The sequence below is a fragment of the Streptomyces sp. NPDC050085 genome, from assembly GCF_044460595.1.
Taxonomy (GTDB): domain Bacteria; phylum Actinomycetota; class Actinomycetes; order Streptomycetales; family Streptomycetaceae; genus Streptomyces.
The window spans coordinates 76852-90450 of record NZ_JBITJZ010000006.1 but is presented as its reverse complement, the minus strand read 5'-3'; the positions used below and the strand labels follow the sequence as shown (position 1 = coordinate 90450).

At 70.7% G+C, this 13599-nt stretch carries 12 protein-coding genes; 9 read left to right on the top strand and 3 right to left on the bottom strand.

Annotation, left to right across the window (positions count from 1 at the left end; genetic code table 11):
* Positions 1 to 9: 9 nt before the first annotated feature.
* A complete protein-coding gene (locus ACIBUY_RS23475) occupies positions 10 to 528 on the bottom strand; it encodes a lytic polysaccharide monooxygenase auxiliary activity family 9 protein (RefSeq protein ID WP_365565404.1) in 519 nt (172 codons plus the stop codon).
* A 365-nt stretch (positions 529 to 893) separates the two neighbouring features.
* Here ACIBUY_RS23475 and ACIBUY_RS23470 point away from each other — a divergent pair, with 365 nt between their 5' ends.
* Entirely contained in the window at positions 894 to 1379 is a 486-nt protein-coding gene (locus ACIBUY_RS23470; protein ID WP_399153562.1) for a sigma factor-like helix-turn-helix DNA-binding protein, read from the top strand.
* Between the two features lie 328 nt (positions 1380 to 1707).
* Here ACIBUY_RS23470 and ACIBUY_RS23465 read toward each other — a convergent pair whose 3' ends face one another.
* Positions 1708 to 3195, bottom strand: coding sequence for an MFS transporter (locus ACIBUY_RS23465; RefSeq protein WP_399153561.1), 1488 nt, complete (start codon positions 3193 to 3195; stop codon positions 1708 to 1710).
* Positions 3196 to 3352: 157 nt separating this feature from the next.
* Here ACIBUY_RS23465 and ACIBUY_RS23460 point away from each other — a divergent pair, with 157 nt between their 5' ends.
* The 6 genes from ACIBUY_RS23460 (at position 3353) to fabV (ending at position 9109) form a co-directional block, all read left to right on the top strand.
* Complete coding sequence (locus ACIBUY_RS23460; protein ID WP_365565758.1) at positions 3353 to 4000, top strand: helix-turn-helix domain-containing protein; 648 nt, start codon at positions 3353 to 3355, stop codon at positions 3998 to 4000.
* 361 nt (positions 4001 to 4361) lie between these two features.
* Entirely contained in the window at positions 4362 to 4571 is a 210-nt protein-coding gene (locus ACIBUY_RS23455) for a hypothetical protein (RefSeq protein ID WP_365565396.1), read from the top strand.
* Between the two features lie 155 nt (positions 4572 to 4726).
* The gene (locus ACIBUY_RS23450) at positions 4727 to 5953 is read left to right on the top strand and encodes a serine hydrolase domain-containing protein (protein ID WP_399153560.1); all 1227 of its coding nucleotides are present in this window, start codon (positions 4727 to 4729) and stop codon (positions 5951 to 5953) included.
* 115 nt (positions 5954 to 6068) lie between these two features.
* On the top strand, positions 6069 to 6593 hold the full coding sequence (locus ACIBUY_RS23445) for a hypothetical protein (protein WP_399153559.1): 525 nt from the start codon (positions 6069 to 6071) through the stop codon (positions 6591 to 6593).
* Positions 6594 to 7204: 611 nt separating this feature from the next.
* Positions 7205 to 7702 carry a cupin domain-containing protein gene (locus ACIBUY_RS23440; protein ID WP_399153794.1) on the top strand — a complete coding sequence of 166 codons (498 nt, stop codon included), beginning with the start codon at positions 7205 to 7207 and terminating at the stop codon, positions 7700 to 7702.
* A gap of 198 nt (positions 7703 to 7900) precedes the next feature.
* Positions 7901 to 9109 carry an enoyl-[acyl-carrier-protein] reductase FabV gene (gene fabV / locus ACIBUY_RS23435; RefSeq protein ID WP_399153558.1) on the top strand — a complete coding sequence of 403 codons (1209 nt, stop codon included), beginning with the start codon at positions 7901 to 7903 and terminating at the stop codon, positions 9107 to 9109.
* 11 nt (positions 9110 to 9120) lie between these two features.
* Here the strand turns inward: fabV and ACIBUY_RS23430 are convergent, their stop codons facing one another.
* A complete protein-coding gene (locus ACIBUY_RS23430; RefSeq protein ID WP_399153557.1) occupies positions 9121 to 10041 on the bottom strand; it encodes an alpha/beta hydrolase in 921 nt (306 codons plus the stop codon).
* Positions 10042 to 10150: 109 nt separating this feature from the next.
* Here ACIBUY_RS23430 and ACIBUY_RS23425 point away from each other — a divergent pair, with 109 nt between their 5' ends.
* Both ACIBUY_RS23425 and ACIBUY_RS23420 read left to right on the top strand, forming a co-directional pair.
* A complete protein-coding gene (locus ACIBUY_RS23425; RefSeq protein ID WP_399153556.1) occupies positions 10151 to 10597 on the top strand; it encodes a MarR family winged helix-turn-helix transcriptional regulator in 447 nt (148 codons plus the stop codon).
* Between the two features lie 343 nt (positions 10598 to 10940).
* A complete protein-coding gene (locus tag ACIBUY_RS23420) occupies positions 10941 to 13490 on the top strand; it encodes a discoidin domain-containing protein (RefSeq protein ID WP_399153555.1) in 2550 nt (849 codons plus the stop codon).
* Positions 13491 to 13599: the final 109 nt, after the last annotated feature.

The following is a 13599-nucleotide window of genomic DNA, read 5'->3' as shown; positions in this document are numbered from 1 at the left end:
GTACGCGGATCAGCCGCCGACGTTCACGTCGATGCAGGCGTAGAAGGCGTTGCTGGTGTCGGCGATGTTCCAGACGGCCAGGACCTTCTGCCGGCCGGTGAGCGAACCGAAGTCGACCTGGTGGGTGACGGTGGCGCCGGGCTTGGCGCCGTTGTCGTCGAATTCGGCGATCTTCTGGCCGCCCGCGAAGTACTGCCAGGTGCTGGTGGCGTGCTGCGCGGTGAGCTTCCACTCGAACCGGGCGGAGCGCTGCACCGGGGTGGCGGTCCAGCCCTTGGAGTCGTCGTCGAGCTCGGCGAACCGGCTGTTCCCGCCGCTGCAGCTCGTCAGGCCCTTGGGGCCTTCGACGCTCTGCGGTTCGTAGGTGATGTCGCCGCAGGAGACGGTGCCCGCCGCGCACTGGGCCTGGCGGCTCGGCGGCGAGGAGATGTATCCGTGGGCGCTTGCGGGGGATGCCGGGAGGGCGAGCGCGAGGATCGGGGCCAGTGCGGCGCCGGTCAGGGCAGCGGCTTTCCTTCTGGCGTGCATGCGTACTCCTTCACTGCAGGTCTTCCCGAACGCGCGCGAATCTGTGGGGACGCACGGACGGGTCGGCCTCTCGAGGGTGGGGCCAAGAGGCGCGAAGGGGGCAGGGGAGCGCGCACGTGCGAGACAGCGCGAACTCCCTTGAGCGGAACGGCCGTTGACGCTTGGCCTAGACCATACAAGTGGTCGTGATCCTGTCAAGGCACCCGTCGAGGGGCGGCCACTCGCCTCCCGCCCGCCCGAGGAGGGCTCCGACCCACGAGTACCGCCCCCCCGTGGGCATGCGGCAGCCTGACTGCTGACGGGCGACGCCCACCTCGCCGAGGACCTGCTCAGACGGTGTTCGCCCGGGCGCCCGGGTGTGGCCGATGTGGCACAAGATCGCGGACGGTGAGCCGGAGGCGTACATCCGCAAGGCCCTCGTCCACACGCACGCCTCTTGGTGGCGGCGGCGCTGGCGGGGCGGGGTGCCGCACGGCGAACTGCTCGACCGGGCGGCCTCGTTCGACGCCTACGAGGGCGCGGAACCGGAGCCGTCCCTCGCGCTGGCCGTACGGGTGCTGCCGGTGCGGCAGCGGGCGGAGGTCGTGCTGCGATACTTCGAGCACCTCGGCGTCGAGGAGACCGCCGAGGTGCTCGGCTGCGCGCCCGGCACCGTCAAGGGCCAGGCGTCCAAGGCCCTGCCAGCGCTGCGGGCGCTGGCGCCGCAGCCGGTGGGGGTGCCCGATGAGGGAATGCCTCGCCCGGCACGAGCCCCCGGACCTGGCCGAACAGGAGCGCGCGCGGCGGGAGTTCCTGGAGCGCGGAGTGCCGCGTCTGGCGACGCCCGAGGGGAGGATGCGGGGCGTGCGTGACCGGATCCGGCGGCGCCGCCGCCGGCGTACGGCCGTGGTGGCGGGTGCCGCGCTGGTCGCGGGCGTCACCGCCGCCGGCATCCTGCTGCCCGGCGAACGGCCCGACGAGCCTTCCGCGTTCGCACCGCCCGCGGCAGCGCCCGGCGGCACGCTCTTCCGCCATGCCGACCTGGACGGCCTGCCCGAAGGCCGGACGCGCGCACTGCTGCGCCGGCTGGACAGGGCGAGCAGGCCGGTCGTGGTGATGGGGGAAAGGGCGGCACTCGAGCGCCGAGCCCCGGCCGCACGGCCGCACGGCCGCACGTCCACCGTGCCCGGCCCGCGCCGCTCAGGCATCCTCCTCCGGGCCGTGCTCCTCGACGGTGCGGGAGTCGGTGAGGGCCAGGGCGCCGCCAGCCGTGATCAGTCCGACGACGACCGCGAGCAGGGCGTAGGTGACCCGCTCGCCGTGGAAGAACGACGCGACCAGGTCGCTGCTCCAGACACCGGCCGGGAGCTGTGTGGTGACCAGGGCGGCGATCAGGGTGCCGACCACGGCCGTGCCGACGCTGGAACCGACCTCCTGGGCCGTGTCGTTGAGGGCGGCACCCATCGAGGTGCGGTTGCTCGGCATGGCCTCGACGAGGGCGACCGCGCAGATCGTCATGACGGTGCGCAGGCCCACGGTCATGAGCACCATGCACACCGCGATGACCGCGTACCCGTGGTCGACGCCCCACGAGAGTCCGGCGAGCGAGCCGGCCAGACAGGCCGCGCCCACCAGGCAGGCGATGCGGTGGCCGAATCGGCGCGCGAGCCATTCGGACAGCGGGGTCGCGACGAGCATCGTCACGATGATCGGCAGGTTGGCCAGACCGGCGCGCACCGGGCTCCAGCCGTAGGCGTACTGGAAGTGGAGGATCAGCCCGAACATCACGCTGGCCATCGCGATGGACGTGCCGATCTGTGCGAGGGCGGCGCCGCGGACGGTGCCGTTGGAGAACAGACCGAGGTCCAGCATGGGGGCGGCGCTGCGGCGCTCGTGCCGGACGAAGGCGAACCCGGCCACGAGCGCGCCCACGATCGACGCGAGGGTGATCGCGGAGAGCCAGCCGTGGTCGACGCCGCTGGTCAGCGAGTAGCAGGCGAGGCCGATGGTGGCGACGCTCAGGGCGGCGCCCGGCAGGTCGAGCCGGTCCTTGGTCAGGTCCTCGGGCCGGTCGGCCGGAACGCCGAGCCGTACGCCGATGCACGCGACGAGCGCGATCGGGGCGTTGACGACCAGCAGCCATTCCCAGCGCACATGGGCCAGCGCGGTGCCGCCGAGCAGCGGGCCGAGGACGAAACCGGACATGCCGACGACGATCATCACCGTCATCGCGCGCATGCGCAGCGCCTTGTCGTCGAAGAGCCGGAACACCAGCGAGTTCGTGATCGGCGCCATGGCCGCGGCGGCCACGCCGAGCGCGGCGCGCAGGGTGATCAGCTGACCTGCCGTGCTGACGAAGACGACGCACAGGCTCAGTGCGCCGAACACGGCGAGTCCGACCAGCAGGACCCGGCGGCGGCCGAGCCGGTCCGCCATCGACCCCGCGGTGAGCAGCAGGCCGCCGAAGGTCAGTGAGTACGCGCCGGTGACCCACTGCAGCGCGGTGGTCCCGCTGCCGAGATCGCGGCCGATCGTGGGCAGGGCGATCGACAGCAGCGTGTTGTCGACCATCTCGACGAAGAAGGCGAGGCAGAGCGCGGCCATGGGGATCCACGCCGCGCGCAGTGACGTGTAGGCGCGTGAGGGAGGCGCGGACGAGCCGGGGGCCGCGGGCGGGGCGGTGGTCATGGAGATCCTTCCGATCGAACGACGTTCGGGTATCGAACGGCGTACGATACGGTACGATAGAACAACGTTCGGTTCAGTGCAAAAATCGGGATGGGATGACGCCATGGCAGGCCAGCAGACCCGCGCCGGCGCGGGGCGCCGACGGGCTTCGCACTCGATGGAGTCGGTGCTCACCGAGGCGGTGGCCCTGCTCGACGAGGCCGGGGCGTCGGCCCTGACGTTCCGGGCGCTGGCGCAGCGCCTCGGCGGCGGCGTCGCGAGCATCTACTGGTATGTCGCGAGCAAGGACGAACTGCTCGACCGTGCCACCGACCACGTCATGGGCACGGTGCTGGCCGACGTCGAGAAGCTCGCGGACAGCGGCGACCCGATCGACGATCTGCGCGCGATGGCCGTGACCCTGTTCGACGCGATCGTGGAACGGCCGTGGCTGGGTGCCTACTTCATGCGCAACACGGACGTGCAGAGCAACTCCCTGCGGCTGTACGACCTGCTCGGCCGTCAGACCCTCCGCCTGAACCTCAGCGCTCGGCAGCGCTTCCACGCCGTGTCCGCGATCGTGGGCGTCGTCGTCGGCTCCGCCGTGGACATGGGACAGGAACCGCCCGAGGAGGTCCTCGACGGCGCGGTCGACCGCGAGGAGTACCTCGGCCGCTTCGCCCGGGCCTGGCGGGAGCTCGACCCGGAGGAATTCCCGTTCGTGCACGAGATCGTCGACGAGTTCGACGGCCACGACGACGCCGACCAGTTCCGCTCGGCCCTCGACCTGACCCTCACCGGCCTGCGTCTGCAGGCCGGGGTCTGAGGGCGCGGGGGGATGCGCCGGTGGTGGCCGTGACCGTGGTCGTGGCGGACCCGGCGGGCCGGTAGAGGTTGGCTGGATCGTCGGCATGCCACCAGTCGCGCAGGTGCGGCTGCGGGGGCGTCAGCAACAGTTCTTCGATCGCCGTGACTTCGGCCGGGGCGAACGACGTCGGTCGGCATTCGCTCTTCTCGATGCCTCGAGCAGCGAGCTTCGAGCAGCGGGTGATTCGGGCCAAATCGATCTGAGAAAAGGCCAGTTGGGGGTATGCGGACCTACCCTCCTGCGTTGGTGCGACCTGTGAAGCCCCGGCAGAGGGCCAGTTCGCGCGCGGGAGGAACCTGCAATGAACTTGAGAAAGGTCATGGCTGTACCGCTGGCGGTGCTGGCTCTCGGTGGCGTCGCGGTCTCGGCCACGCCTGCGGAGGCCAGCCCGTCCGGCGGCATCGTCCACGGCACCTCCGACCCGTTGGATGACTGGTTCGACGAGGCGGTCTCGGCTTCCGCCTACTCGCACAGCAACGTCGCGGCGCTGTGGCAGGGCATCTTGTGGGCTGACAGCGATGATGGCTGATGGCGCCGAGCACCGAGTGCGCGGCGTCGTGCGCCTCGCGCACAGGGGACTTAAGTCCACCCCTCACTCGGAGGACAGCCTCATCCTCCCGCGGTTCCGGATCCGGTTGGCTGGTCGACGTCACCGATCAGGAACACAGGGCGGGGGATGGGAACATGCAGATGCTGTTGTCGAAGAAGGCCAAGGCGGCTGTGCTGGGTGCGGCGTTGTTCGCGCTGAGTTCTCCCGCGGCCGTGGCCGCGAGCGCCGGGCACGCGCCCGCGCGGCCCACCTATGACGAGCGCGTGCTCCAGCAGGACCTGGCGGCCGTACGGAAGGCCGGTGGCGGCCAGGTGAACGTACTGGCCAGGGTCGACGGAGCGAACGGCGCGCCCCTCATGGCACGCATCGGCACGCGGACGGCGGACTCCGCGGACCCGATCCCGTGGAACGCGCACTTCCGCGCGGCCAGCACGACGAAGGCGTTCATGGCGACCGTGGTCCTCCAACTCGCCGCCGAGAAGCGGCTGTCGCTCGACGACACCGTCGAACACTGGCTGCCGGGCGTCGTCACCGGCCACGGCAACGACGGCAGCCGCATCACCGTCCGCGACCTGCTCCGCCAGACCAGCGGCCTGTACGACTACATCGACGACCCGGAGCTCCAGGACCTGCTGATCCACCACTTCGACGAACACCGCTACGACACCACCCCGGCGGCCGACCTGGTCGCGGTGGCGATGAAACACCCTCCCGTGTTCGTGCCACGGCCCGGCCACGCCACCCGGTGGGCGTACTCGAACACCAACTACCTGCTGGCCGCGATGATCGCCGAGAAGGCCGGCGGCGCGAGCTGGCCGGAGCTGATCGGGCAGCGGGTGATCGACAGGCTGGGGCTGCGGGACACCTCCGTCCCCGGACTCGACCCCCGCCTGCCCGACCCGCACGTGCGCGCGTACCTCACCGCCGAGGACGGCACGCGCCTCGACGTCACCGAGCACAGCCTCCAGCACACCGCGGACTCCGGCGTGGTGAGCACCACCGCCGACCTGAACACCTTCTTCCGCGCCCTGGCCGACGGCAGACTGCTCCCCGCCGAGCAGTGGCGCGAGATGCGGCACACCGTCCGGCGCACCGATGACCCGGACGACGTGGCCGAAATGCCCGAGGGCACCTACGGCCTCGGGCTGCGCAGGATCCCGCTCTCCTGCGGCGGTTTCTACTACACCCACGAGGGTGACGGGATGGGCGCCCACACCCGACCTGCCGTGAGCGCGGACGGCAAACGAGCGGTGACCGTCTCGATCACCACCACCACGGCACCCCCCGACCTGGCCGCCCTCAACCGCGCCACGGGCACCCTCGTCGACCATGCCCTGTGCGACAGGTCCGCCAAGAGCTGACCGAAGGGCAGAGGGCAGAGGCAACTCGTCGAGGCGCCACCACCGGCCTGCGCGCAGTCTCAAGTGTGCTGGGGAGCAAGGGCAGTTCAGTCCGCACCGCCCGGCGTCGAGCTCCTTGGCAGGCCCCGCCTCCACTTCTGAAATCACCGGAAGCGCGCAGAGTTGGCGGTCCCTGCCGAGTGTCCGCACGGCGGCCGGCGCCGACGCCGGCGGTCCGGTCGACGCGACGGTCGTCGCCGATCCCGAGGCCGCCCGTCAGCAGTACTCCGGTATCGGCTTCTCCCTGGACGAGACGAGCGTCTCCAACCTGTGGAAGCTGACCCCGGCCAAGCGGCGTGCGGCGATCCGGCTCCTCGTCGACCCGGTGCACGGGGCGGGGCTCGACCGGTTCCGGCTGACGATCGGCAGCCCGGACCTCATCGAGCACCTGCCGTTCTGGTCCGAGGGCGACCTGCCCGCCGGAGTGAAGGACGCCGGTGAGGTCGCGCTCAAGCCCGGCAGCAGCACCGAGTACTACCAGGTGGGCACGTTGCGCGACGACTGCATCGACGTCTTCGCGCGCTACTGCGTCACGTTCGTCCAGGCGTACGCGAATTCGTCCAGGCGTACGCGAAGCACGGCATCCGCGTCGACGCGCTGACGCTGCTCAACGAGCCCGGCATGGACGTCGTCTGCCCCGCCATGCACATCAGCGTCGCCCAGCAGCAGAATCTGACGCTCGCCGTCAAGCGCGAGTTCAGGGCCGTGCGGCTCGACACCCAGCTGTACGTGCACGACTTCAACTTCTGGGACTGGCGCGACCCGAACAGCACCGTGACCAAGAACTACCACCGCTTCTTCGAGGATGCTCCCGACGGCTCGGTCACCGGTGAGCAGGTCCGCAAGGCCGCGGACGCCGTCGCCTTCCACCCGTACTGGGGCGAGCCGGGCGTGATGCGGGACGCGTACGAACATACGGGCAAGCCGGTCCACCTGACCGAGACGAGCGACCTGTCTCCCTCGACGATCCTCGACCAACTCCTGCGTCGCCGTCCTCGGCAACGATTCCGACGCCGACCGCCGGGTCCGCGTCGTCGTCGGCGGCCGGCGGAGGCTCGGAGCAGTGTTGGTGCGACGTGTCGGCGCGGTCGAATTGACCCGTCCTTCAAGCCGTCAAATGCACCTCTCCTGAGGTCTATTGGCTCCATAGAGTTGTCTTTGCGAGGCGCCGGGAAGGCCGGAGGCCGCAGCTCGTGGACAGGACGTACGTTGATGAACGCGCAGACCGCTCCCAAGGCAGTGCTCACCCGTGCGGCGACCGCCGAGACCACCGCGGACCCGAGCAGCGTGATGACCCTGCTCGCGGACTACGGCACGGACGGCAGTGGCCTCACCAGCTACCGCTCGACCTTCGCCGAGGGGGCGGTCGGTGCTCCCGCGCACTTCCACACCAAGGCGTCCGAGCTGTTCTTCGTCGTGGACGGTGCCCTGCGGGTGCTGGTCGACGACGAGGTGAAGGAGCTGGGCAAGGGCGACTTCCTGCTGGTGCCGCCGCACACCCCGCACGCCTTCGCCGCGGCCCCGGGGCGCGAGGCGGACGTGCTGTTCGTCTTCAGCCCGGGCATGCCGCGCTTCGACTACCTGCGTCTGCTGGGCCGTGTGATGCGCGGCGAGGCGGGCTTCGAGGAGATCAAGAACTCTTCGGAGCTGTACGACAACCACTACGTCGACAGCCCGGTGTGGCAGGCGGCCCTCGACGCGGCCAAGTAGCCGCGCGCAGGCCTGGCATCGAGAGGCCGGCATCGCGAGCCGGTGTCGAGAGCCAGTGGGGAACCCTCCAAGTCCGGGCAGGCATCGTTGTGGCAGGCAAGATCACTGTGCTGCCGCGTGCGGTCGCAGACTTGCCGGACGGGGTGGCCGCTGCGGCCACCGCGTTCCTGTCCGTGACGACACCTGGGGCACCACACCGTGAGCGAACGCGTCATTGCGCCCAAGAGCCGGGGCTTCCTGTTCCTCGATTCTCATCCTGGTGGCTGCAGGCGGCTGGTGGACGAGATGTGGCGGGCGGTTCCCGCCCTGCACGCCACCGGAGGCGAAGGACCGGTGGCCCTGGTCATCGGTTCGTCCGCCGGATACGGCTTGGCCGCGACGATCGCGGGCCTGGCCCGGGTCGGCATCCGTGGCATCGGCGTCTGCTTCGAGAAGGGGCCCGCGCGGCGCACCGCAACGGCCGGCTGGTACCGCACCGCCGCCACCGCCCGGCTCGCCCAGCAGCACGGGCGGGACATGGTCTTCGTCAACGGCGATGCGTTCAGCGATGCGGTGAAGGAGCAGGTCGCCGACCTGATCGTCGAACGGTTCGGGGGACACCTGGACCACCTCGTCTACTCGGTGGCCGCACCTCGCCGCACCGACCCGGACACCGGCAGCGTGTACGCGTCGGTCCTCAAGCCGGTCGGCTCGCCCTACACCACCAAGACGCTCGTCTTCGACGAGTCCGGTGCCCCGGAGATCAAGGAGGTCACCACCGCGCCGGCGGAGGGCGACGACGTCGAGCAGACCGTGGCGGTGATGGGCGGCGCCGACTGGGAGCGGTGGATCACGTTCCTGGCCGACCGGTCGCTGCTCGCCGACGGCTTCACCACCGCGGCGCTCTCCTACATCGGCTCACCGCTGACCGCGGCGATCTACCGGCAGGGCACCATCGGCGCCGCAAAGGCCCATCTGGAGTCCACCGCCCGCACGTTGGACGCGCGCCTCGGCGCCACCCTGGGCGGCCGGGCCGTCACCTCGGTCAACGCCGCCGCCGTCACCCAGTCCTCCACCGCCATCCCCGGCATCGCCCTGTACGTCGGGCTGCTGCGCGGCGTGCTCGGTGACGCCATGGTGGCGCCGGTGGGGCAACTGGTGGACCTCTGGGACCAGTTGACCGGGCTCCGCCCGCTCGACCTCGACGGCGAGGGGCGGGTGCGCCTCGACGCCTGGGAACTCGACCCCGCCGTGCAGGACGCCGTCGCCGAACGCTGGTCCGCCGCCACCAGCCACACCATCACCGGCCTCGCCGACCTCGGCTGGTTCAGCGACGAGGTCCGCCGCCTCTACGGCTTCTCCGTCCCCGGCGTCGACTACACGGCCCCTGTCGAAGTCGACGTCCCGTGGCCCACCCCGGCCACCTGACCCGCGCCTCGTCACCCCCTGGATGCCACCTCGGTGAGTGAGGCGTCGAGGTGGCCGACGAGGAAGCGGGCGGCACGGTCGAGCGCGGCGTCCGCCTCGTCCAGACGTCCGTGCTCGCTCTGGTAGACGTGCGGGAGGCCCGGCCCGATCTCGAGCGTGGCCTCGACGTCGGCGGCGCCTGCGCGGGCGGCCAGGCGGACCGCGTCGTCGAGCAGCACCTCGTTCGCCCCGACCTGCACGAGCAGCGGGGGCAGGCCGGACAGATCGGCGAACACCGGGCTCGCCAGGGGGTGACTCCGGTCGCCCGCACCGACGTACAGATCCGCGTACCCGCGCACGTCGGCCTCGGTGAAGATCGGGTCGGCGTCCTCCTTGGTCCGCATGCTCTCCCCGGAGAGCGTGAGGTCGACCCAGGGGGAGAAGACGACCGCGGCGGCCGGCTGCGGCAGTCCCGCCTCGCGTGCGGCAAGCAGTGTGGCGATGGTCAGGCCGCCGCCGGCCGAGTCACCGGCGACGACGATCTCTCGCGGGTCGGCTCCGGTGGCCAACAGGTCGCGGTAGGCGGCGAGTCCGTCGTCGACCGCGGCGGGGAAGAGGTGCTCGGGCGCCAGCCGGTAGTCCACCGACGTCGCCCGCAGCCCGGTGCGGGTGGCGAGTTCGCCGACCAGGCCGACGTGGGTGTCCGGTGAGCCGATGACGTATCCGCCGCCGTGGAAGTAGAGCAGCCGGCCGCGGTCCGCCGCTCCGGCCGGCTCCAGGTCCAGCGCGGGACGCCCGCCCAGGACGGTGCTGCGGGTGGTCACGCCGGACGGTGCAGGTCGGGTCATCACCGTGGCGAACGCGGTGCGTTGCTGCTCGGGGGTGGGGCGCGTCTCGCTGCGCGGGGCGGAGCGGAGCAGGGCGTCCAGGGCTTGGCGCTGCTGTCGGGACATGACGGGCCTCCATCGGGTCGGGATGCGAGGATGGATTCCCAGGAATCCATCTGGTCGTGTCCAACCGGCTTCCGGGGAAGATGATTCCCAGGAATCTATGGGAGGTTTTGTGAGCCACGTCACTCCGGTCTTCCTCGATCTCGTGCGCGTGGAGACCCGTCTCTACAACGCGGTCGGCGCCCGACTGCGTGCCGAACAGGGCCTGACGCTGGGCCAGTTCGAGTTCCTGCAGATCATCGACCGGGTGGACGGCTGCCGGGTGCTCGACATCGTGGGCGAGCTGGCGATCACCGTGGGGGCCGTGAGCAAGGCGGTCGACCGGCTGGTGGCCGCGGGCTGGTGCGTGCGGGTCGCGCACCCGCAGGACCGCCGCTCTTCCGTGCTGCGCCTCACGCCCGAGGGTGAGCAGGTGCTGGCGGCCTCCCGGCCCGTGGTGGAAAGCTCGCTCGCCGCGCTGACCCAGGGGATTCCCGCCGCCGACCTCAGGAGCCTCGCCGCCACCCTGGCCACCCTCCGGGCGAGGCTCGAGGCGGACGGCCAGGGCCGGTCCGGCTGAAGGAACGGCGGCGCGAAAGCTCTACTTCCTGACGGTGTGGCCGGGGTCGCGGATGCCTGTGTGCGTGATTCATGCAGGTGGGGTGGCTGTGTGCGTCACGCGTGATGATCGCTCCGTTCAGGTTCTGAAGATGGTTCGGAAAACAGACCGCTCCCGAGGTCTTGCCGAACCGTTGCCTCGACCCTTAAATCAAAGCTCGAACTAAGCCGTTTCATATAGCCGTTCATCCCTTCCGCTCGCGGTCGGGGTGCGCTCCACAGCGCCCGTCGGTCCAGACGTGCGCTCACTTGGTGAAGGCTTCCTTCGGGCCGCATCACCCTCACCCCCGCACGGAGTGACACGTATGAGACACAGATCCTTGGGGATCGCGCTCGCCACGGCGGCGGCGCTGCTGACCATCCCCGCCCAGGCCTCGGCGGCGGCCGCCGCCGAGGCGCCGCTCTCCCAGGGCAAGGCCGCCACGGCCTCCTCCACCGAGAACGGCGGGACGCCCGCGGCGTACGCCGTCGACGGGGACACGGGCACCCGCTGGTCGTCCGCCGCCAGTGACGCGCAGTGGTTCCAGGTCGACCTCGGTGCGTCGGCGAACCTCAGCAAGGTCGTCCTCAACTGGGAGACCGCCTACGCCAAGGACTACAAGATCCAGGTCTCCGACAACGGAAGCACCTGGTCCGACCTCAAGTCCGTCACCGGCTCCGACGGCGGCACGGACACCCTCGACGTCTCCGGCTCGGGCCGGTACGTGCGCATGACCGGCGTCACCCGCGCCACCCAGTACGGCTACTCCCTCTGGGAGTTCCAGGTCTTCGGCGACTCCGGGAGCACCCCGCCGGCCGACGGCTGCGCGGCCGCGAACGCCGCCAAGGGCCGCCCCGCGACCGCGTCCTCCACGGAGAACGGCGGCACCCCGGCCTCGGCCGCCTTCGACGGCGACACCGGCACCCGCTGGTCAAGCGCCGCGTCCGACCCGCAGTGGGTCCAGGTCGACCTCGGCTCGTCGCAGAGCATCTGCAAGGTGGACCTCAACTGGGAGGCCGCGTACGCCAAGGCCTTCAAGATCCAGGCCTCCGCGGACGGCCAGAACTGGACGACCCTGAAGGACGTCACCGGCGCCACCGGCGGCACTACCTCGTACGACGTCAGCGGCTCGGGCCGCTACCTGCGGATCTACGGGACCACCCGCGCCACCGGCTACGGCTACTCGCTGTGGGAGGTCGCGGTGCACACCGGCTCCGGCAGCACCACACCGCCCGTCGAGGGCGGCGGCGACCTCGGCCCGAACGTGATCGTCGTCGACCCGAACACGGCGAACCTGCAAGCAAAGTTCGACCAGGTCTTCGCGCAGCAGGAGTCCAACCAGTTCGGCCCGCAGCGCTACCAGTTCCTGCTGAAGCCGGGCACGTACAACAACATCAACGCCCAACTCGGCTTCTACACCTCGATCTCGGGGCTCGGCCTCAACCCGGACGACACGAAGATCAACGGTGACGTCACCGTCGACGCGGGCTGGTTCAACGGCAACGCCACGCAGAACTTCTGGCGCTCCGCCGAGAACCTCTCCCTCAACCCCGTCAACGGCACCGACCGCTGGGCCGTCGCGCAGGCCGCGCCGTTCCGCCGCATCCACGTCACCGGCGGCCTCAACCTCGCGCCCAACGGCTACGGCTGGGCGTCCGGCGGCTACATCGCCGACTCCAAGATCGACGGCACCGTCGGCCCGTACTCGCAGCAGCAGTGGTACACCCGCGACAGCTCGGTGGGCGGCTGGACCAACGGCGTGTGGAACATGACGTTCAGCGGTGTCCAGGGCGCCCCCGCCACCGACTTCGACACCGGCCCGTACACCACGCTCGACACGACGCCCGTCTCGCGGGAGAAGCCGTTCCTGTACCTGGACGGCAACGACTACAAGGTCTTCGTCCCGGCCAAGCGCACCAACGCGCGCGGCGTTTCCTGGCCCGCCAACGCCGGTACGTCACTGCCGCTGAACCAGTTCTACGTCGTCAAGCCCGGCGCGACCGCGGCCACCATCAACCAGGCGCTCTCGCAGGGCCTGAACCTGCTGTTCACGCCCGGCGTCTACCACCTCGACCAGACCATCAACGTGAACCGCGCCAACACGGTCGTGCTCGGCCTCGGGCTCGCCACGATCGTCCCGGACAACGGCATCGACGCGATGCACGTCGCCGACGTCGACGGCGTGAAGCTGGCCGGGTTCCTGATCGACGCCGGTTCCCAGAAGTCCGACACGCTGCTCCAGATCGGCGGGGCGGGCGCGAGCGCCGACCACGCGGCGAACCCGACCTCCATGCAGGACGTGTTCATCCGGATCGGCGGCGCGGGTCCCGGCCTCGCCACCAACTCCGTGGTCGTCAACAGCGACGACGTGATCGTCGACCACACCTGGATCTGGCGCGCCGACCACGGCGACGGCGTCGGCTGGGAGACCAACCGAGCCGACTACGGACTCGTCGTGAACGGCGACGACGTCCTCGCGACGGGGCTGTTCGTGGAGCACTTCAACAAGTACGACGTGCTCTGGAACGGCGAGCGCGGCCGCACGATCTTCTTCCAGAACGAGAAGGCGTACGACGCGCCGAACGCCGCCGCCATCACGCACGACGGCATCGTCGGATACGCGGCCTACAAGGTCGCCGATGGCGTCACCACCCATGAGGCGTGGGGCCTCGGCAGCTACTGCAACTACACCTCGGACCCGAGCATCGTGCAGCAGCACGGCTTCCAGGTCCCGGTGAAGCCAGGCGTCAAGCTGCACGACATCCAGGTCATCTCGCTCGGCGGCAAGGGCCAGTACGCCCACGTCGTGAACAACACCGGCGCCCCGACCTCGGGCACCGGCACCGTCCCGTCCAAGATCACGTCCTTCCCGTGATCCCGCGGCGCTGACACCAGGTGTGCGGGGGCGGTCCGGTCACGGGCCGCCCCCGCTCTGCCGTCGCGTGGCGTCGTCCCGCGCTGCCGCCCCGACGGCGTCGCTGCGT

Bases quoted from the DNA above. Each gene is read 5' to 3' on its own strand.
- ACIBUY_RS23465 (WP_399153561.1), bottom strand. From the start codon at position 3,195: ATGACCACCGCCCCGCCCGCGGCCCCCGGCTCGTCCGCGCCTCCCTCA.
- ACIBUY_RS23470 (WP_399153562.1), top strand. From the start codon at position 894: ATGTGGCACAAGATCGCGGACGGTGAGCCGGAGGCGTACATCCGCAAG.
- ACIBUY_RS23430 (WP_399153557.1), bottom strand. From the start codon at position 10,041: ATGTCCCGACAGCAGCGCCAAGCCCTGGACGCCCTGCTCCGCTCCGCC.
- ACIBUY_RS23460 (WP_365565758.1), top strand. From the start codon at position 3,353: ATGGAGTCGGTGCTCACCGAGGCGGTGGCCCTGCTCGACGAGGCCGGG.
- ACIBUY_RS23475 (WP_365565404.1), bottom strand. From the start codon at position 528: ATGCACGCCAGAAGGAAAGCCGCTGCCCTGACCGGCGCCGCACTGGCC.
- ACIBUY_RS23450 (WP_399153560.1), top strand. From the start codon at position 4,727: ATGCAGATGCTGTTGTCGAAGAAGGCCAAGGCGGCTGTGCTGGGTGCG.
- ACIBUY_RS23455 (WP_365565396.1), top strand. From the start codon at position 4,362: ATGGCTGTACCGCTGGCGGTGCTGGCTCTCGGTGGCGTCGCGGTCTCG.
- ACIBUY_RS23420 (WP_399153555.1), top strand. From the start codon at position 10,941: ATGAGACACAGATCCTTGGGGATCGCGCTCGCCACGGCGGCGGCGCTG.
- ACIBUY_RS23440 (WP_399153794.1), top strand. From the start codon at position 7,205: ATGAACGCGCAGACCGCTCCCAAGGCAGTGCTCACCCGTGCGGCGACC.